The sequence below is a fragment of the Pseudomonas sp. PK-RTE-24 genome, from assembly GCF_054052265.1.
In genome coordinates, this window is record NZ_CM133224.1 from 1,406,542 (window position 1) to 1,423,040 (window position 16,499).

The 16,499-nt window shown below is 60.7% G+C and carries 17 protein-coding genes; 12 read left to right on the forward strand and 5 right to left on the reverse strand.

All coding sequences use genetic code 11. The annotated features are described in order from the left end of the window. The first annotated feature begins 16 nt into the window (after positions 1 to 16). The 3 genes from ACV8MC_RS06130 to ACV8MC_RS06140 all read left to right on the forward strand — a co-directional run bounded on the left by ACV8MC_RS06130 (position 17) and on the right by ACV8MC_RS06140 (position 3,658). On the forward strand, positions 17 to 1,075 hold the full coding sequence (locus ACV8MC_RS06130) for a PA0069 family radical SAM protein (RefSeq protein ID WP_136493272.1): 1,059 nt from the start codon (positions 17 to 19) through the stop codon (positions 1,073 to 1,075). A 237-nt stretch (positions 1,076 to 1,312) separates the two neighbouring features. Beyond that, positions 1,313 to 2,041, forward strand: coding sequence for a carbonic anhydrase (locus ACV8MC_RS06135; RefSeq protein ID WP_016772323.1), 729 nt, complete (start codon positions 1,313 to 1,315; stop codon positions 2,039 to 2,041). Positions 2,042 to 2,131: 90 nt separating this feature from the next. Then, complete coding sequence (locus ACV8MC_RS06140) at positions 2,132 to 3,658, forward strand: SulP family inorganic anion transporter (protein WP_150743234.1); 1,527 nt, start codon at positions 2,132 to 2,134, stop codon at positions 3,656 to 3,658. Positions 3,659 to 3,794: 136 nt separating this feature from the next. Here ACV8MC_RS06140 and ACV8MC_RS06145 read toward each other — a convergent pair whose 3' ends face one another. Then, on the reverse strand, positions 3,795 to 4,445 hold the full coding sequence (locus ACV8MC_RS06145; protein WP_024015006.1) for a hypothetical protein: 651 nt from the start codon (positions 4,443 to 4,445) through the stop codon (positions 3,795 to 3,797). A 370-nt stretch (positions 4,446 to 4,815) separates the two neighbouring features. Here ACV8MC_RS06145 and coxB point away from each other — a divergent pair, with 370 nt between their 5' ends. From coxB to ACV8MC_RS06165, 4 genes are all read left to right on the forward strand, one after another. Beyond that, positions 4,816 to 5,943 carry a cytochrome c oxidase subunit II gene (gene coxB / locus ACV8MC_RS06150; RefSeq protein ID WP_016772326.1) on the forward strand — a complete coding sequence of 376 codons (1,128 nt, stop codon included), beginning with the start codon at positions 4,816 to 4,818 and terminating at the stop codon, positions 5,941 to 5,943. A gap of 82 nt (positions 5,944 to 6,025) precedes the next feature. Continuing rightward, complete coding sequence (gene ctaD, locus ACV8MC_RS06155) at positions 6,026 to 7,612, forward strand: cytochrome c oxidase subunit I (protein ID WP_016772327.1); 1,587 nt, start codon at positions 6,026 to 6,028, stop codon at positions 7,610 to 7,612. 258 nt (positions 7,613 to 7,870) lie between these two features. Then, positions 7,871 to 8,422 (forward strand): cytochrome c oxidase assembly protein, encoded by a 552-nt coding sequence (locus ACV8MC_RS06160; RefSeq protein ID WP_016772328.1) that lies wholly within the window; start codon positions 7,871 to 7,873, stop codon positions 8,420 to 8,422. 25 nt (positions 8,423 to 8,447) lie between these two features. After that, positions 8,448 to 9,335, forward strand: a complete 888-nt coding sequence (locus tag ACV8MC_RS06165) for a cytochrome c oxidase subunit 3 (protein WP_095182286.1) — start codon at positions 8,448 to 8,450, stop codon at positions 9,333 to 9,335. A gap of 83 nt (positions 9,336 to 9,418) precedes the next feature. On the opposite strand, the gene ACV8MC_RS06170 is transcribed toward ACV8MC_RS06165, so the two are convergent. Next, positions 9,419 to 9,622 (reverse strand): twin transmembrane helix small protein, encoded by a 204-nt coding sequence (locus ACV8MC_RS06170; RefSeq protein ID WP_016772330.1) that lies wholly within the window; start codon positions 9,620 to 9,622, stop codon positions 9,419 to 9,421. Between the two features lie 70 nt (positions 9,623 to 9,692). On the opposite strand from ACV8MC_RS06170, the gene ACV8MC_RS06175 reads away from it, so the two are divergent. The 5 genes from ACV8MC_RS06175 to ACV8MC_RS06195 are packed head-to-tail and all read left to right on the forward strand — an operon-like array spanning position 9,693 to position 13,601. Further along, on the forward strand, positions 9,693 to 10,433 hold the full coding sequence (locus ACV8MC_RS06175) for an SURF1 family protein (RefSeq protein ID WP_457264776.1): 741 nt from the start codon (positions 9,693 to 9,695) through the stop codon (positions 10,431 to 10,433). Beyond that, positions 10,399 to 10,992 (forward strand): hypothetical protein, encoded by a 594-nt coding sequence (locus ACV8MC_RS06180; RefSeq protein ID WP_056791251.1) that lies wholly within the window; start codon positions 10,399 to 10,401, stop codon positions 10,990 to 10,992. Before ACV8MC_RS06175 ends, ACV8MC_RS06180 begins: the two co-directional genes overlap by 35 nt. 10 nt (positions 10,993 to 11,002) lie before the next feature. Beyond that, the gene (locus ACV8MC_RS06185) at positions 11,003 to 12,082 is read left to right on the forward strand and encodes a COX15/CtaA family protein (protein WP_056791248.1); all 1,080 of its coding nucleotides are present in this window, start codon (positions 11,003 to 11,005) and stop codon (positions 12,080 to 12,082) included. Next, positions 12,070 to 12,969 (forward strand): heme o synthase, encoded by a 900-nt coding sequence (cyoE, locus tag ACV8MC_RS06190; RefSeq protein WP_095182288.1) that lies wholly within the window; start codon positions 12,070 to 12,072, stop codon positions 12,967 to 12,969. The genes ACV8MC_RS06185 and cyoE overlap by 13 nt, the downstream gene beginning before the upstream one ends. Then, positions 12,966 to 13,601 (forward strand): SCO family protein, encoded by a 636-nt coding sequence (locus tag ACV8MC_RS06195; protein ID WP_071173962.1) that lies wholly within the window; start codon positions 12,966 to 12,968, stop codon positions 13,599 to 13,601. Before cyoE ends, ACV8MC_RS06195 begins: the two co-directional genes overlap by 4 nt. Positions 13,602 to 13,882: 281 nt before the next feature. Here ACV8MC_RS06195 and ACV8MC_RS06200 read toward each other — a convergent pair whose 3' ends face one another. The 3 genes from ACV8MC_RS06200 to ACV8MC_RS06210 form a co-directional block, all read right to left on the reverse strand. Next, positions 13,883 to 14,653, reverse strand: a complete 771-nt coding sequence (locus ACV8MC_RS06200) for a MetQ/NlpA family ABC transporter substrate-binding protein (protein ID WP_457264778.1) — start codon at positions 14,651 to 14,653, stop codon at positions 13,883 to 13,885. 64 nt (positions 14,654 to 14,717) lie between these two features. Then, positions 14,718 to 15,392, reverse strand: coding sequence for a methionine ABC transporter permease (locus tag ACV8MC_RS06205; protein WP_016772337.1), 675 nt, complete (start codon positions 15,390 to 15,392; stop codon positions 14,718 to 14,720). Then, a complete protein-coding gene (locus ACV8MC_RS06210) occupies positions 15,392 to 16,399 on the reverse strand; it encodes a methionine ABC transporter ATP-binding protein (protein WP_016772338.1) in 1,008 nt (335 codons plus the stop codon). The genes ACV8MC_RS06205 and ACV8MC_RS06210 overlap by 1 nt, the downstream gene beginning before the upstream one ends. Positions 16,400 to 16,499: the final 100 nt, after the last annotated feature.

The following is a 16,499-nucleotide window of genomic DNA, read 5'->3' on the forward strand; positions in this document are numbered from 1 at the left end:
GTATCGGGGCGTTTTCATGTCTACTCCATTGCCACCTCGCGGTCGCGGCACCGCAACCAACCCGCACAACCGCTTTGCGCCCAGTCGTTCGGTGGCCGAGGACGATGGCTGGTATCAGGAAGTGCCAGAGACGCAAAACACCGAAGTGATCATCGAGAAGGCCAAATCGATCATCAGCCGCAACACCTCGCCGGATCTGCCCTTCGACCGTTCGCTCAATCCCTATCGCGGCTGCGAACACGGCTGCATCTATTGCTACGCACGGCCCAGCCACGCCTATTGGGACATGTCGCCGGGCCTGGATTTCGAAACCCGGCTGATTGCCAAGACCAATGCCGCCCAGGTCCTCGAGGAACAGCTGAGCAAACCCGGCTATCAATGTGCGCCGATCAATCTCGGCTCCAATACCGACCCGTATCAGCCCATCGAGCGCGAATACAAAATCACCCGTCAGACCCTGGAAGTGCTGCTGCGTTACCGGCATCCGGTGACCATTGTCACCAAAGGTTCGCTGATTCTGCGCGATCTCGATTTGCTGACCGAGTTGGCGCAGCAACGGCTGGTGTCGGTGATGATCAGCCTGACCACGCTGGATGATGAACTCAAACGCATCCTCGAACCGCGCGCCGCAGCGCCCAAGGCACGCCTGCGCGCGATCCGGGTCATGCGCGAAGCAGGCATTCCAGTAGGCGTGCTGTGTTCGCCGATGATTCCGATGATCAATGACAGTGAGATCGAAAGCCTGCTCACCGAGGCCCACGCCGCCGGTGCGCAAAGCGCTGCCTACATGATGCTGCGCCTGCCGCTGGAAGTCGCGCCGCTGTTCGAGGAGTGGTTGCAGGCGCACTATCCGCAACGTGCCGCCCATGTGCTGAGCCTGATCCGCCAGAGTCGCGGCGGCGAACTCTACGACAGCCGTTTCGGTGCGCGCATGCGCGGTGAAGGACCGTTTGCCGACCTGCTCGCACAAAGATTTGCCAAGGCCATCAAAAAGCTTGGCCTGAACAAACGCGAGGGCTATAACCTCGACTGCTCGGCCTTCTGTCCGCCGGGTCGCCAGATGTCGTTGATTTAGCGACAATTGGCTTTGGGTTGACGGGTTGGAATCCTTCCGCCGAAACACGCCAGTCACGTTTTTTGTGACCTGGAACACACGTTCTAGAGCGTTTGATTCAGTTTCAGTTAAGTTTCGGCGGCTACCTTGTTCATCGAGTGACTGACGGGTCGGGATGACCCGGATGGTTTAAACAGCCACTGGCTTCATACCGGAATACCGGGGAAGACTCCCTGAATCCGCACAAGAGGATGAATCATGAGTGACAAGGATAAACAGTCGTTGGCTGCCTCGGCGCAAAGCCCTGAAGCACAATCCGCCGATGCAGCACTGCGACAGATCGTTGATGGCTTTTTACGCTTTCATCATGACGTTTTTCCGCAGCAGGAAGAACTGTTCAAGAAGCTCGCCACCGCTCAGGCGCCCAAGGCGATGTTCATCACTTGCGCCGACTCGCGCATCGTTCCCGAGCTGATCACCCAGAGCTCGCCGGGCGATCTGTTCGTTACCCGTAACGTCGGCAACGTGGTGCCGCCCTACGGTCAGATGAACGGCGGCGTCTCCACCGCTATCGAGTACGCGGTACTGGCGCTGGGCGTGCAGCACATCATCATTTGCGGCCACTCCGATTGCGGCGCCATGCGCGCGGTACTCAACCCCGACAGCCTGGAAAAAATGCCGACGGTCAAAGCCTGGCTGCGCCACGCTGAAGTCGCGAAAACCATGGTGCACGACAACTGCAACTGCACCGACGAAAAAGACAGCATGCCGATCCTCACCGAGGAAAACGTCATCGCCCAACTGCAGCACTTGCGTACCCATCCTTCGGTAGCCTCGCGCATGGCGAACGGTCATCTGTTCATCCATGGCTGGGTCTACAACATCGAAACCAGCGAAATCAAAGCTTACGACGCGGACCAGGGTCGTTTCCTGCCTCTCGACGGCAGCCATCCGATTCCTGTGGCGACGCCCAAAGCGCGCTTCTAAATCTTCCCAACAATCTGTGTGGTATGACGCCGGCCGCTGATTCAGCGGTCCGGCCTCGCCACGCCTGAAGAAAACTTCGGGAGAATCGCCATGCGTGCGGCTCAATTGAAAGCTGTGTTGCCACGGGAGCTGCTCGCCTCCGTGGTTGTGTTTCTGGTCGCCCTGCCGCTGTGCATGGGCATCGCGATTGCCTCAGGGCTGCCGCCGGCAAAAGGTCTGATCACCGGCATCATCGGCGGTCTGGTGGTCGGTTGGCTGGCGGGCTCGCCGTTGCAGGTCAGCGGTCCGGCGGCGGGTCTGGCGGTGCTGGTTTTCGAGCTGGTGCGCCAGCATGGCATCGAGATGCTCGGGCCGATCCTGCTGCTCGCCGGTTTTCTGCAACTGGTCGCCGGGCGGCTGAAGCTTGGCTGCTGGTTTCGGGTCACGGCGCCAGCGGTGGTTTACGGCATGCTCGCGGGCATTGGCGTGTTGATTGTGCTCTCGCAAATCCATGTGATGCTCGATGCCAAGCCGCAGCCTTCCGGGCTGGACAACCTCACGGCGTTCCCGGCGGCCGTGGCGCAGGCCTTGCCATCGTTTGGCTGGCAGGCGGGTCTGCTCGGTCTGTCGACGATTGCGGTGATGTGGCTGTGGGAAAAATTCCGTCCGCATTCGCTGCGCTTCATTCCCGGCGCATTGCTCGGTGTGGGTCTGGCCACCGTGGCGAGTCTGCTGCTGGCGTTGCAGGTCAAGCGCGTTGAGGTACCGGCGAACCTGGCCGAAGCGATCGATTGGCTCAAGCCGGCCGACCTGATGAATCTGGCCGACCCGACGCTGCTGATCGCCGCGTTCGCCGTGGCGTTTATCGCCAGTGCCGAAACCCTGTTGTCCGCCGCGGCGGTGGACCGCATGCACAGCGGCGTGCGTTCGGACTTCGACCGTGAACTGTCGGCGCAAGGTGTCGGCAACATGCTCTGCGGTCTGGTCGGCGCGCTGCCGATGACCGGGGTGATCGTGCGCAGTTCGGCCAACGTCCAGGCCGGTGCGACCACACGCTACTCGACGATTTTCCATGGCCTGTGGCTGCTGGCATTCGTGCTGTTGCTGTCGAGCGTGCTGCAAAGCATTCCGGTGGCGAGCCTGGCGGGTGTGCTGGTGTATACCGGTTTCAAACTGGTCGACCTGAAAGCCTTCCGTGGTCTGGGCCGGTACGGGCGGATGCCGATGTTCACCTACGCCGCTACAGCGTTGGCGATCATCTTCACTGACCTGCTCACCGGTGTGCTGATCGGCTTCGGTCTGACCATGTTGAAGCTGGCATTCAAGGCTTCGCGCCTGAAGATCAGCCTGATCGACCTGCCGCAGGACGGCGAGATGGAATTGCGTTTGGTCGGCGCGGCGACGTTCCTCAAAGTACCGGCGCTGACCCAGGTTCTGGGCAGCATTCCTCACGGCACCACAGTACATGTGCCGCTCAACAACCTCAGCTACATCGACCATTCGTGTCTCGAGTTGCTTGAGGAGTGGGGCCGGGCGAATGCGGCCAAGGGTTCGAAGCTGTTGATCGAATCGCGCGGGTTGAAGCGACGGCTTGAGGGGCGGGTGCGGACCAATACCGGGATTGGTGCGGCTGGCTAGATCTTCCTGCCTGAGCACAAACCCTGTGGGAGCGAGCCTGCTCGCGAAAGCGGTGTATCAGCCAACAGAGATGTTGAATGATCGACCGCATTCGCGAGCAGGCTCGCTCCCACATTGCATCTATGGTGTATGAGGGTTACGCAGCAGGCTGATCCAGCTCAAGCCCCACTCCCAACCGGCGGCTCATGCACGGCCAGCGTTTCCACGCCGCGCCAGTGTCCGGACTGCTGAGTTTTTCGCGGTAGGCTTCTACCGACTCCAAAGCAAAACTCTCTTCGTTGAGCATCTCGTCGATCGCGTGATGCACCGCTTCGTCCAGTTGGTTGGCGAATTCCTCACCGATCAATTGGTGAGCAATCAGGTTGGCGACCGTCATGTCCAAGGGGATCAATGGCTGGCCGAAATGCTTGATGTACAGGTCGTTGACCTCTTCGACAAAACGGTGTGCCAGATAGGCCTCGTCGAGCAGGCTGTCCAGGCCGACGTGCCCAGCCATGATCGCCGGCGGCTGGAGGAAATACTGCTCGGCGATTTTCAGCACCGGTTTGATCTGCGATTCGATTCCCGCTTCCCTGGCGACTTCATTGGCTGCATCCAGCAGGTCTGGTACTTCATCGATGTAGGCGGCGACAAAACGTGTCAGAACGCCCTGGGCGTCGGCTTCCGGCAACTGGATCGCCGGGTGCAGGTGAGGCAGCTTGCTTTCCAGCTGACGGGTCAGCAGGCCGGTGTCTTTTTCGTGCTGTTGGGCTTTTTGGATCTGCTCGCGCAATGCGGCGGTGTTCATGAAAACTCCAGGAAACAAGGCAATGAAATAGGGAAGACATAACTTAGCTGGCTTACGAAAAACGCTAAGACGCATTTGTCATAATTATTTCATCCTTGATGCAGCTGCGTTATATCCATTCGCCACCACTCGTCTGCATCCTTCTCCATTCGGGCACTTGAACGCAAGCGCCGGGTGTTTCAGCTCATTTACGTGCCCGGGTTGCAATTCCCGGGCGCTGTCTATACTCGCCAATGAATGGAGTTAGCTGATGACGCCCGACTGCACCCGCAGCAAGGCCCGGCGATTCAAGTTCGTAGTCTGATGCAGCCGCTCCCTTGCCGCAGGCGATACGCCGGCGGGATAACAAGAACGATAAGGGGAACCCGCAATGATGCGACATCCACATGTCTGGATGGGCCTCCTGTTGTGGTCGATTTTCAGCCCGGCCAACGCGGCATGGACTGTGAATATGGCGCCTGGAGCGACTGAAATCAGTCACGCAGTATTCGACCTGCACATGACCATTTTCTGGATCTGTGTGGTGATCGGGATCATCGTCTTCGGCGCCATGTTCTGGTCGATGATGGTGCACCGCCGCTCTACCGGCCAGGTCGCGGCCAAATTCCACGAAAGTACCGGCGTCGAGATCATGTGGACCATCGTGCCGCTGCTGATTCTGGTGGCCATGGCCGTCCCGGCCACTGCGACGCTGATCAAGATGTACGACACCAGCGAGCCGGACATCGATATCCAGATCACCGGTTATCAGTGGAAGTGGCACTACAAATACCTAGGCCAGGACGTCGAGTTCTTCAGTAACCTGGCCACCCCCGCCGAACAAATTCACAACAAAGAAGCCAAGGGCGAGCATTACTTGCTCGAAGTCGACAAGCCGCTGGTGCTGCCGATCGGCGCCAAGGTGCGCTTTCTGGTGACCTCCGCCGACGTCATTCACTCCTGGTGGGTGCCGGCATTTGCAGTCAAGCGCGATGCGATTCCCGGGTTCGTCAATGAGGCCTGGACGCGCATCGACAAGCCTGGCCTCTACCGTGGCCAGTGCGCCGAATTGTGCGGCAAGGACCACGGCTTCATGCCGATCGTGGTCGAGGTCAAGGAACAGGCCGACTACGAAAAATGGCTCGCCGAGCGCAAGGCCGAGGCCGCGCAGCTCAAAGAACTGACCAGCAAGGAATGGACCCTCGACGAGCTCAAGGAACGCGGCGACAAGGTCTATCACACCACTTGCGTGGCCTGTCACCAGGCCGAAGGCCAGGGCCTGCCGCCGATGTTCCCGGCACTCAAGGGCTCGAAAATCGCCACCGGGCCGATCAAGGATCACCTGAGCATCGTCTACCACGGCAAACCGGGCACCGCCATGGCGGCGTTCGGCAAACAGCTGTCGGAAGTCGATATCGCAGCGGTCGTGACTTACGAACGTAACGCCTGGGGCAACAACAAGGGCGACATGGTCACGCCAAAAGAAGTGCTGGAGCTGAAACAGGCGGAAAGCAAATGAGCCGGTCAATTGCGTATTCAGTGAACCGGTCGGGGCAGCGCGCCCCGGCCCGCCCCGTCCAACTTCGTAAAGGAGACCGGCCATGAGCGCTGTCATCGATGACCACGGTCACGCCGACCACGCCCACGGCCCCGCCAAAGGCCTGATGCGCTGGGTGCTGACCACCAACCACAAGGACATCGGCACGCTGTACCTGTGGTTTGCCTTCTGCATGTTCCTGCTGGGCGGCTCGTTCGCCATGGTCATTCGCGCCGAGCTGTTCCAGCCCGGCCTGCAGATCGTGCAGCCGGAATTCTTCAACCAGATGACCACCATGCACGGTCTGGTCATGGTGTTCGGTGCGGTGATGCCGGCCTTCGTCGGCCTCGCCAACTGGATGATCCCGCTGATGGTCGGCGCGCCCGACATGGCCCTGCCACGGATGAACAACTTCAGTTTCTGGCTGTTGCCGGCCGCGTTTCTGCTGCTGGTCTCGACCCTGTTCACCCCCGGTGGCGGGCCGAATTTCGGCTGGACGTTCTACGCGCCGCTGTCGACGACTTATGCACCGGAAAGCGTGACGTTCTTCATCTTCGCCATCCACTTGATGGGCATCAGTTCGATCATGGGCGCGATCAACGTAGTCGCGACCATCCTCAACCTGCGCGCACCCGGCATGACCCTGATGAAAATGCCGCTGTTCGTGTGGACCTGGCTGATCACCGCGTTTCTGCTGATCGCAGTGATGCCGGTGCTCGCTGGCTGCGTGACGATGATGCTCATGGACATCCACTTCGGCACCAGTTTCTTCAGTGCTGCCGGCGGTGGTGATCCAGTGCTGTTCCAGCATGTGTTCTGGTTCTTCGGCCACCCCGAGGTGTACATCATGATCCTGCCGGCGTTCGGCGCGGTCAGCCAGATCATCCCGACCTTCGCGCGCAAACCGCTGTTCGGCTACACCTCGATGGTCTACGCCACGGCGAGCATCGCGTTCCTGTCGTTCATCGTCTGGGCGCACCACATGTTCGTGGTCGGCATCCCGCTGGTGGGCGAGTTGTTCTTCATGTACGCGACCATGCTGATCGCCGTGCCGACGGGTGTGAAAGTGTTCAACTGGGCCAGCACCATGTGGCAAGGCTCGATGACCTTCGAGACGCCGATGCTGTTTGCCGTGGCGTTCGTCATCCTGTTCTCGATCGGTGGTTTTTCCGGGCTGATGCTGGCAATCGCCCCGGCGGACTTCCAGTACCAGGACACCTACTTCGTCGTCGCGCACTTCCACTATGTGCTGGTGCCCGGGGCGATCTTCGGCATCTTCGCCTCGGCCTATTACTGGCTGCCGAAGTGGACCGGGCACATGTACGACGAAACCCTCGGCAAGCTGCATTTCTGGCTGTCGTTCGTGGGCATGAACCTGACCTTTTTCCCGATGCACTTCGTCGGCCTTGCGGGGATGCCGCGACGGATTCCGGATTACAACCTGCAGTTCGCCGACTTCAACATGGTCTCGTCGATCGGCGCGTTCATGTTTGGCGCCACGCAGATCTTCTTCCTGTTCATCGTCATCAAGACCATCCGTGGCGGCGCACCGGCCCCGGCGAAACCGTGGGACGGCGCCGAAGGGCTGGAGTGGAGCGTGCCGTCGCCGGCGCCGTATCACACCTTCACCACGCCGCCGGAAGTGAAATGAACACCTCCTGTTTTTTGCAATGTGTGCAGAGGCACAGATCCCCAGTGGATGCTCACAAATCTTCTGTGGATGTACACAGATCCCCCGTGGCGAGGGGATTTATCCCCGTTGGGCTGCGCAGCAGCCCCAAAATCTGCAATCGAAATTTATCAGGTAGACCGTGTGCGCTGGATTCAGGGCCGCTTCGCAGCCCAACGGGGATAAATCCCCTCACCACAGCATCACCGGCCACCAGGGAACACGAGGGAGGCATGAACCATGGCTGACTCGATCTCGCTGAAGAAACTCGTCACCCGCCTGTTGCTGGTGGTGGTGGCGATGTTCGTCTTCGGTTTCGCCCTGGTGCCGATCTACGACGTGATGTGCAAAGCCTTCGGCATCAACGGCAAGACCGGCGGCCAGTATGCGGGCGAGCAAGTGGTCGACACCTCGCGCCAGGTGCGCGTGCAGTTTCTCTCGACCAACACCGCCGACATGCCGTGGGACTTTTACCCGAAACACGACGAGCTGACCGCCAATCCCGGCGCGGTGAACGAGATGGTCTTCATCGCACGCAATCCCACCGACAAACCGATGAGTGCGCAAGCGGTGCCGAGTATTGCGCCGAGCAACGCCGCGGCGTTTTTCCACAAGACCGAATGCTTTTGCTTTACCCAGCAGGTGCTGCAACCCGGTGAACAGATCGAGATGCCGGTGCGTTTCATCGTTGACCGCGACATGCCCAAGGAAGTGAAGCACCTGACGCTGTCCTACACGCTGTTCGATATCACCGCCCGACATCCGCCGGTGGCTGTAAACACTGGCGGCTGAGCGTGGCCGATAAGGAGAACAATAAATGGCAACTCATGAGCATTATTACGTCCCGGCCCAGAGCAAATGGCCGATCATCGCCACGCTCGGGATGTTCGTCACCGTGTACGGCCTCGCCACCTGGTTCAACGATCTCAAGGCCGCACGCCCGGACTCCCACGGCCCGCTGATCTTTTTCGTCGGCGGCCTGCTGCTGGCGTACATGCTGTTCGGCTGGTTCGGTGCGGTGATCAAGGAAAGTCGCGCGGGGCTGTACAGCCCGCAGCTGGACCGCTCGTTCCGCTGGGGCATGAGCTGGTTCATCTTTTCCGAGGTGATGTTCTTCGTCGCCTTCTTCGGCGCGCTGTTCTATGTGCGCCATGTGTCCGGGCCGGCGCTGGGCGGTGAGGGGCCGAAAGGCATCGCGCACATGCTCTGGCCGAACTTCGAATTTGTCTGGCCGCTGCTGCACACACCTGATCCGAAACTGTTCCCGCCGCCAAAAGAAGTCATCAGCCCGTGGGGCCTGCCGCTGATCAACACCATTCTGCTGGTCAGCTCCAGCGTGACCATCACCATCGCCCACCATGCGCTGAAGAAAGGCCATCGCGGCGCACTGAAACTGTGGCTGGCGATCACCGTACTGCTGGGCATCGCGTTCCTCGGTTTCCAGGCCGAGGAATACATCCACGCCTACAAAGAGCTGGGGCTGACCCTCGGCTCGGGCATCTACGGCGCGACGTTCTTCATGCTCACCGGATTCCACGGCGCCCACGTGACCATCGGCACGATCATCCTGTTCGTGATGCTGATGCGCATCATGAAAGGCCACTTCGACAACGAGCACCAGTTCGGTTTCGAAGCGGCGAGCTGGTACTGGCACTTCGTCGATGTGGTGTGGATCGGTTTGTTCTTCTTCGTTTATGTGCTTTGACAGCAGCTGCAAGCTTCAAGCGGCAAGCTTCAAGTAAAAGCGGTAAGGCTTCTAACTTGCAGCTTGCAGCTCAACGCTTGCAGCTACCACGGCGCATGGGACACCAACTGGCCGCTATAGAAACCCCAGGCCATCAGGCCGACGGTGACCACGGCCAGTGCCACCCGAACACTCAGGGCGATGACCAGGCGATTTGAGCTGCTGTCGTCCTTGACCAGGAAAAACAGGCCGCTGAACAGGCTGACGACCGTGGCAATCAGCATCAGGACGATCGCTGCTTTGAACATGGCAAGACTCCGGGGGACAGGCGATGCAATTGAGTATAGCGATCGCGATGACTGACTTTATGGCGCGCCCATGAAGCGCTTTCGCCCGGGCGTGATTCCCACTGTCGTGGTGGCGCTGTTGCTGCCGCTGATGGTTGCGCTGGGCTTCTGGCAACTGGGCCGGGGCGCGGAGAAAACCGCGCTGCTGGCCAGTTATGCCGAACGTCGCGTGGCCGAACCGCTGGCCAGCAGTGAACTGCTCGCCAGCGCCGACCCGGCTTACCGCCGCGTGCGCCTGCACGGCCAGTTCGACCCCGCCCATACCCTGTTGCTCGACAACCGCCAGCGAGGCGGCAAGGTCGGCGTTGAATTGCTGCAACCGTTTCAGGATCACCGCAGCGGTCTCTGGCTGCTAGTCAATCGCGGCTGGTTGCCTTGGCCCGACCGGCGTGTGCCGCCGCAATTTACAACACCCGCCGAGACGCTGACGCTCGACGCCTGGGTCTATGTCGCCCCCGGCGCAACGTTCCAGTTGCACGCCGATCCGGTCAGCAGTGTCTGGCCGCAGACCATCACCGCCGTCGAGCCGGGCAAATTGTGGCAAACCCTGGAGCGCGACGGCTTCGCCTACGAATTACGCGCCGAACCCGGCCCGGTCAGCTATCAGACCGATTGGCCGGTAGTCGCGATGGGGCCGGAAAAACACCTCGGCTACGCCGTGCAATGGTTCGCCATGGCCACGGCCCTGCTCGGTCTTTACCTCTATTTGGGCTGGCACAACGCAAAGGAGAAACGCCATGGGAAGCGCCATGAATCCACCCAGCATGTCTGAGGCCAAACCCGTTCCCAGCCGCCGGCGCGGGCGCATTCAGTTGTTGCTGATCGTGCTTGGCGTGGTCGGGCCGATGCTGCTCGCCACCGGCATGTACAAATTGCAGTTCTGGGTGCCGGAAGGACGCAGCTATCACGGCGAGCTGATCGGCAACGGCCAGACCCGCGCCGACCTCGGCGTGCAGGCCGACGAGCAGCGCTGGCAGATTCTGGTCACGGCGCCGAAGGATTGTGCCGTCGATTGCCAGCAACTGGTTTATCTGGCGCGGCAGATCCAGATCAGCCTCGGCCGCGAAGCCGGGCGCGCCAGCCACGCCCTCGCCGCCGCGCAACCACTGAGCGCCGATTACGCCGCCAAGCTCGACCGCGAATATCCGCAACTGCAGCGCTATCCGCTGGATGCCGGCGTGTTCGCCAGGACCACCGGCGACAAAGCCGTGCCGCAGCTGTGGATCGTCGACCCGCACGGCAATCTGGTGCTGCGTTACGAGCCGAATGTGAAGGGCAAGGATCTGCTTAACGACCTGCGGCATCTGCTGAAACTGTCGAACATCGGATGAGGGCATCGTCATGGCCAAACCTGGATTTCGCCTCGCGCTGTTTGCCACCCTGCTGGCACTGATTGTAGTGCTGCTCGGCGCCTACACCCGCCTGACCCATGCCGGCCTCGGCTGCCCGGACTGGCCAGGCTGCTACGGCTTTATCAGCGTGCCGAAAAGCGAGGCGCAACTGGCCCATGCCGAACTGCACTTCCCTGACGCGCCAGTGGAGGCGCACAAGGGCTGGAACGAGATGATTCACCGCTACTTCGCCGGCACCCTCGGTTTGCTGATTTCAGTGCTGGCCGGGCGCGCCTGGGTCAACCGGCGCCATCCGGGCCAGCCGCTGAAACTGCCGCTGTTTCTGCTGGCGGTGGTCATCGCCCAAGCGGCGTTCGGTATGTGGACGGTGACGCTCAAGCTCTGGCCGCAAGTGGTCACCGGGCACTTGCTCGGCGGCTTTGCCACGTTGAGTCTGCTGTTCCTGCTGACGCTGAGGTTGTCCGGCGTGCTGCCGGCGCTGACGGTACCCAAACGCCTGCAATATTGGGCGACGGCGGGGCTGCTGCTGGTGATCGGCCAGATCGCCTTGGGCGGCTGGGTCAGTTCCAACTACGCAGCGGTGGCCTGCATCGACTTCCCCACCTGCCACGGCCAATGGCTGCCGCCGGCGGACTTCGCCAACGGTTTCCACCTGACCCAGCACATCGGCCCGAATTATCTCGGCGGACAACTCGATAGCGACGCGCGCACGGCCATTCATCTGACACACCGCATCGGCGCTCTGCTGGTGACGGTCGTACTGCTCGGTCTGGCCTGGCAGTTGAAAGTGGTGGGCATGACCCGACTGGCCGGTTTGCTGCTGATCGCCCTTGCCGCGCAGATCACCCTCGGCATCAGCAACGTGCTGTTTCATCTGCCGCTGCCGGTGGCCGTCGCCCATAACGCTGGCGGTGCGGCGTTATTGCTGACGCTGGTACTGGTCAATTACCACGCCCGCACCAGCCTGCTGCGGGTGAGCCAACCGGTGCTGGCGCGCTGGCGCTTGAGTGCGCACAAACCTGCCGTCGCGCCCATCGCATTGAAAGGAGAAACGCCATGGCGAGTCTGATCGGCGAGCGTGCGGCGCAAGCGCTGTGGCGCGATTATCTGGAGCTGACCAAACCGAAAGTCGTGGTGCTGATGCTGATCACCTCGCTGGTCGGCATGTTCCTCGCCACCCGCGCGGGCGTACCGTGGACAGTGCTGGTGTTTGGCAATCTGGGCATCGCCTTGTGTGCCGGTGGTGCGGCGGCGGTCAATCATGTGGTCGATCGGCGCATCGATGCGGTAATGGCGCGCACGCACAAACGTCCGCTGGCCGAAGGCCGGGTCTCACCTGCGGCGGCGTTGACCTTCGCCTTGGTGCTGGCGCTGCTCGGCCAAGCGCTGCTGCTGACGTTCACCAATCAGCTGACCGCGTGGCTGACCCTCGCCTCGCTGCTCGGTTACGCGGTGGTCTACACCGGTTTTCTCAAGCGTGCGACGCCGCAGAACATCGTCATCGGCGGCCTCGCTGGCGCCGCGCCACCGCTGCTCGGCTGGACCGCCGCCACCGGTCATGTCAGCGCCGAACCGCTGTTGCTGGTGCTGATCATCTTCGCCTGGACCCCGCCGCATTTCTGGGCGCTGGCGATTCATCGCAAGGAGGAATATGCCAAGGCCGACATTCCGATGCTGCCGGTGACCCATGGCGAGCACTACACCAAAGTACACATTCTGCTCTACACCTTCGCGCTGCTGGCGGTGAGTCTGCTGCCGTACGTGATTCACATGAGCGGCATGTTGTATCTGGTCTGTGCGCTGGCGTTGGGCGCAAGGTTTCTGCAATGGGCCGTGGTGCTGTACCGTGGCACTCGGCCGCACGCGGCGATCAATACCTTCAAGTACTCTATTTATTACTTGTTCCTGTTGTTCATCGCCCTGCTCGTAGACCACTACTTACTGTTGAACCTATGACCCGAACCCAGAAAACCGTCTTCATCCTCGTCGCCGTGATCGCGCTGATCCTCGGGCTTACCGTGAATAAAGTGCTCAGCGGCAAAGGCCAGGGCGACCCGACTGCGCTGATCGACGCCGGCATTATCCTGCTGCCGCAGAGCCGCAACCTGCCGGACGTGACCATGACCGATCAGGACGGCAAACCGGTTGCCATCGATGAGTTGAAAGGCAAGTGGAGTCTGTTGTTCTTCGGCTACACCTTCTGCCCGGACATCTGCCCGACCACCCTGGCGCAACTGCGACAGATCAAGAGTGAACTGCCGAAAGAGGCTGTGGACAAGTTGCAGATCGTACTGGTCAGCGTGGACCCCAACCGCGATACGCCGAAGCAGTTGAAGCAGTATCTGGGCTACTTCGATCCGCAGTTCATTGGCCTGACGCCTTCATCTATCGAAGAGCTGCAGAAGGTGGCGAATGCGGTGAGTATTCCGTTCATTCCGGCTGATACCAGCAAGCCGAATTACACGGTGGACCATAGCGGCAATCTGGCGGTGATCGGGCCGGATGGTACGCAGCGTGGGTTTATTCGGGCGCCGTTGAATAACACCAAACTGGTGGCGCAATTGCCGGTGATGCTCAACCGCAAATAAACGCAGAAAGCGAAAAGCCCCTCACCCTAACCCTCTCCCAGAGGGAGAGGGGACTGATTGGGGGATGCTGAAGCAATACGCCGACTTGTAAGCGCTGTGCTGAATCCATAATCGACTGGATCTTTCATGTCGATGCATAGCGCCAGACACCTCGGTCGGCCCCCTCTCCCTCTGGGAGAGGGCTGGGGTGAGGGGCAGCTTCAAAGCAGGTCCAAAGCCAGACACCAGACACAAAAAAGGGGACGCCATTGGCGTCCCCTTTTTCATTGCAGCCATCCAAATCAGAACGCCGACAACACCGCGCCTTTGTACTTCTCGGTAATGAACTGCTTCACTTGCGGGCTGTGCAGCGCAGCCGCCAGTTTCTTCATCGCATCGCTGTCCTTGTTGTCAGGGCGGGACACGAGGATGTTTACGTATGGCGAGTCGTTGCCTTCGATCACCAGCGCATCCTTGGACGGATCGAGCTTGGCTTCCAGCGCATAGTTGGTGTTGATCAGCGCCAGATCGACCTGGGTCAGCACGCGCGGAATGGTCGCGGCTTCCAGTTCACGGATCTTCAGGTCTTTCGGATTCTCGGCGATGTCTTTGACGGTCGACAGGATGTTCTTCGAATCCTTGAGCTTGATCACGCCAGCCTTGTCCAGCAGCAACAGCGCACGGCCGCCGTTGGTGGCGTCGTTCGGGATCACCACGTTGGCACCGCCGGGCAGGTCTTTCAGATCCTTGATCTTGCTCGAATATGCGCCCAGTGGCTCCAGATGCACGCCTGTCACAGCGACCAGATCAGTGCCCTTGGCCTTGTTGAACTCATCAAGATATGGCTGGTGCTGGAAGAAGTTGGCGTCGAGGCGTTTTTCCGCGACCTGTACGTTCGGCTGAATGTAGTCGGTGAAGACCTTGACCTTCAGATCCACGCCTTCCTTGGCCAGGGCCGGTTTGACGAACTCGAGGATTTCCGCGTGCGGCACCGGAGTGGCGGCAACGGTCAGGGTCTCGGCGTGGGCCGAAAACGCCGCAACAGCGGCGAAAGCAGCGATCAGTTTTTTCATTCAGCTAACTCCTTGTGAGGGCGCCCGCCAGCGAATGGCCCGCGCCTCTTGATTAAAAAACCGCTTATTTGCGCGAGAAATGCACGACCAGACGGTCGCCAACCATTTGCAGCACTTGCACCAGAATCAACAGCAGCACCACGGTGACGATCATCACGTCGGTCTGGAAACGCTGGTAGCCGAAACGGATCGCCAGGTCGCCCAGACCACCGGCGCCGACCACACCGGCCATCGCCGTGTAGGACACCAGTGTAATCGCTGTCACCGTAATCGCTGCGAAGATGCCCGGACGGGCTTCCGGCAGCAGGGCGTTCATGATGATCTGCCGCGTGGTCGCGCCCATCGACTGGGTCGCTTCGATGATGCCGCGATCGACTTCGCGCAGCGCGGTTTCCACCAGACGCGCGAAGAACGGCGTGGCGCCCACCACCAGCGGCGGGATCGCCCCGGCCACACCCAGCGAGGTGCCGGTGATCAGCACGGTGAACGGGATCATCACGATCAGCAGAATAATGAACGGCAGCGAACGCAAGATGTTCACCACCAGCGACAGCACGGCGTAGAGGCCACGGTTCTCCAGCAATTGGCGCGGGCTGCAGAGAAACAGCAGCACGCCCAGCGGCAGGCCGAGCAGCACGGTGAACAACAGCGAACCGCCGAGCATCAGCATGGTGTCGCCAGTCGCCAGCCAGATTTCGTACCAGTCGATATTGGCGAAGAAACTCATCAGGTCAGCCATTAGCGCAACACCTCCATGTGAACGTCAGCGGCGGTGAAGCGGGCAAACGCCGCCTCCATGTCGCCACCGGTGACAGCGAGGGTCAGTTGCCCGTACGGAATGTCTTTGATGCGGTCGATGCGACCGGCGAGGATGCTGTAGTCGACGCCGGTTTCCCGGGCGACGGTGCCGAGCAACGGCGCGTAGGTCGCCTCGCCCTGGAAGGTCAGACGCACGATGCGCCCCGGCACGTGGGCGAAATCGTCACGCTGCTCGCTCTCGTCGATCTGCTCGCTTTCCTGGACGAAACGCTTGGTGGTCGGGTGCTGCGGATGCAGAAACACATCGGCCACCGGACCTTGCTCGACAATTACCCCGGCGTCCATCACCGCGACCTGATCGCAGACGCGACGGATCACATCCATCTCGTGGGTAATCAGGACGATGGTCAGTTTCAGTTCGCGGTTGATTTCTGCCAGCAGTTGCAGGACCGATGCCGTGGTCTGCGGGTCGAGGGCACTGGTGGCCTCGTCGCACAGCAGAATCTTCGGCTTGGTCGCCAACGCACGAGCGATGCCGACGCGTTGCTTCTGACCGCCGGACAGTTGCGCCGGGTACTTTTTCGCGTGGTCGGACAAACCGACCCGCGCCAGCAGCTCGGCCACGCGTTGGTTGATTTCACTGCTCGACAGCTCACCGGCCAGGGTCAGCGGCAGGGCCACGTTGTCGGCGACGGTCTTGGAGGCGAGCAGATTGAAGTGCTGGAAGATCATCCCGACCTGCTGGCGGAAACGGCGCAGTCCGTTGGCGTCCAGTGCGGTGACTTCTTCGCCGTCGACGATGATCTTGCCGCCACTGGAATCTTCCAGGCGATTGATCAGACGCAGCAGGGTACTTTTGCCCGCACCGGAATGGCCAATCAGGCCGAACACCTGGCCGTTCTCGATGGCGAGACTGGTCGGGTGCAGCGCGGGAATATCCTTACCGGCAACGCGGTAAGTCTTGTGGACGTTTTGAAACTCGATCACGTAGCGAACCTTGTGGGGCGCGTTGGAAAAGGATCAGCGGTTAGCCGGGCGCGCATTTTAGCCTGTCCGTATAGAGGTTCTTAGCATTTATTTCGCAATT

Excerpts from the sequence above, each read along its gene's own strand:
- ACV8MC_RS06205 (WP_016772337.1), bottom strand. The coding sequence starts at position 15,392 with ATGGCTGACCTGATGAGTTTCTTCGCCAATATCGACTGGTACGAAATC.
- ACV8MC_RS06200 (WP_457264778.1), bottom strand. The coding sequence starts at position 14,653 with ATGAAAAAACTGATCGCTGCTTTCGCCGCTGTTGCGGCGTTTTCGGCC.
- ctaD (WP_016772327.1), top strand. The coding sequence starts at position 6,026 with ATGAGCGCTGTCATCGATGACCACGGTCACGCCGACCACGCCCACGGC.
- ACV8MC_RS06185 (WP_056791248.1), top strand. The coding sequence starts at position 11,003 with ATGGCCAAACCTGGATTTCGCCTCGCGCTGTTTGCCACCCTGCTGGCA.
- coxB (WP_016772326.1), top strand. The coding sequence starts at position 4,816 with ATGATGCGACATCCACATGTCTGGATGGGCCTCCTGTTGTGGTCGATT.
- ACV8MC_RS06140 (WP_150743234.1), top strand. The coding sequence starts at position 2,132 with ATGCGTGCGGCTCAATTGAAAGCTGTGTTGCCACGGGAGCTGCTCGCC.
- ACV8MC_RS06130 (WP_136493272.1), top strand. The coding sequence starts at position 17 with ATGTCTACTCCATTGCCACCTCGCGGTCGCGGCACCGCAACCAACCCG.
- ACV8MC_RS06145 (WP_024015006.1), bottom strand. The coding sequence starts at position 4,445 with ATGAACACCGCCGCATTGCGCGAGCAGATCCAAAAAGCCCAACAGCAC.
- ACV8MC_RS06170 (WP_016772330.1), bottom strand. The coding sequence starts at position 9,622 with ATGTTCAAAGCAGCGATCGTCCTGATGCTGATTGCCACGGTCGTCAGC.
- ACV8MC_RS06180 (WP_056791251.1), top strand. The coding sequence starts at position 10,399 with ATGGGAAGCGCCATGAATCCACCCAGCATGTCTGAGGCCAAACCCGTT.
- ACV8MC_RS06195 (WP_071173962.1), top strand. The coding sequence starts at position 12,966 with ATGACCCGAACCCAGAAAACCGTCTTCATCCTCGTCGCCGTGATCGCG.
- ACV8MC_RS06165 (WP_095182286.1), top strand. The coding sequence starts at position 8,448 with ATGGCAACTCATGAGCATTATTACGTCCCGGCCCAGAGCAAATGGCCG.
- cyoE (WP_095182288.1), top strand. The coding sequence starts at position 12,070 with ATGGCGAGTCTGATCGGCGAGCGTGCGGCGCAAGCGCTGTGGCGCGAT.
- ACV8MC_RS06135 (WP_016772323.1), top strand. The coding sequence starts at position 1,313 with ATGAGTGACAAGGATAAACAGTCGTTGGCTGCCTCGGCGCAAAGCCCT.
- ACV8MC_RS06160 (WP_016772328.1), top strand. The coding sequence starts at position 7,871 with ATGGCTGACTCGATCTCGCTGAAGAAACTCGTCACCCGCCTGTTGCTG.
- ACV8MC_RS06175 (WP_457264776.1), top strand. The coding sequence starts at position 9,693 with ATGAAGCGCTTTCGCCCGGGCGTGATTCCCACTGTCGTGGTGGCGCTG.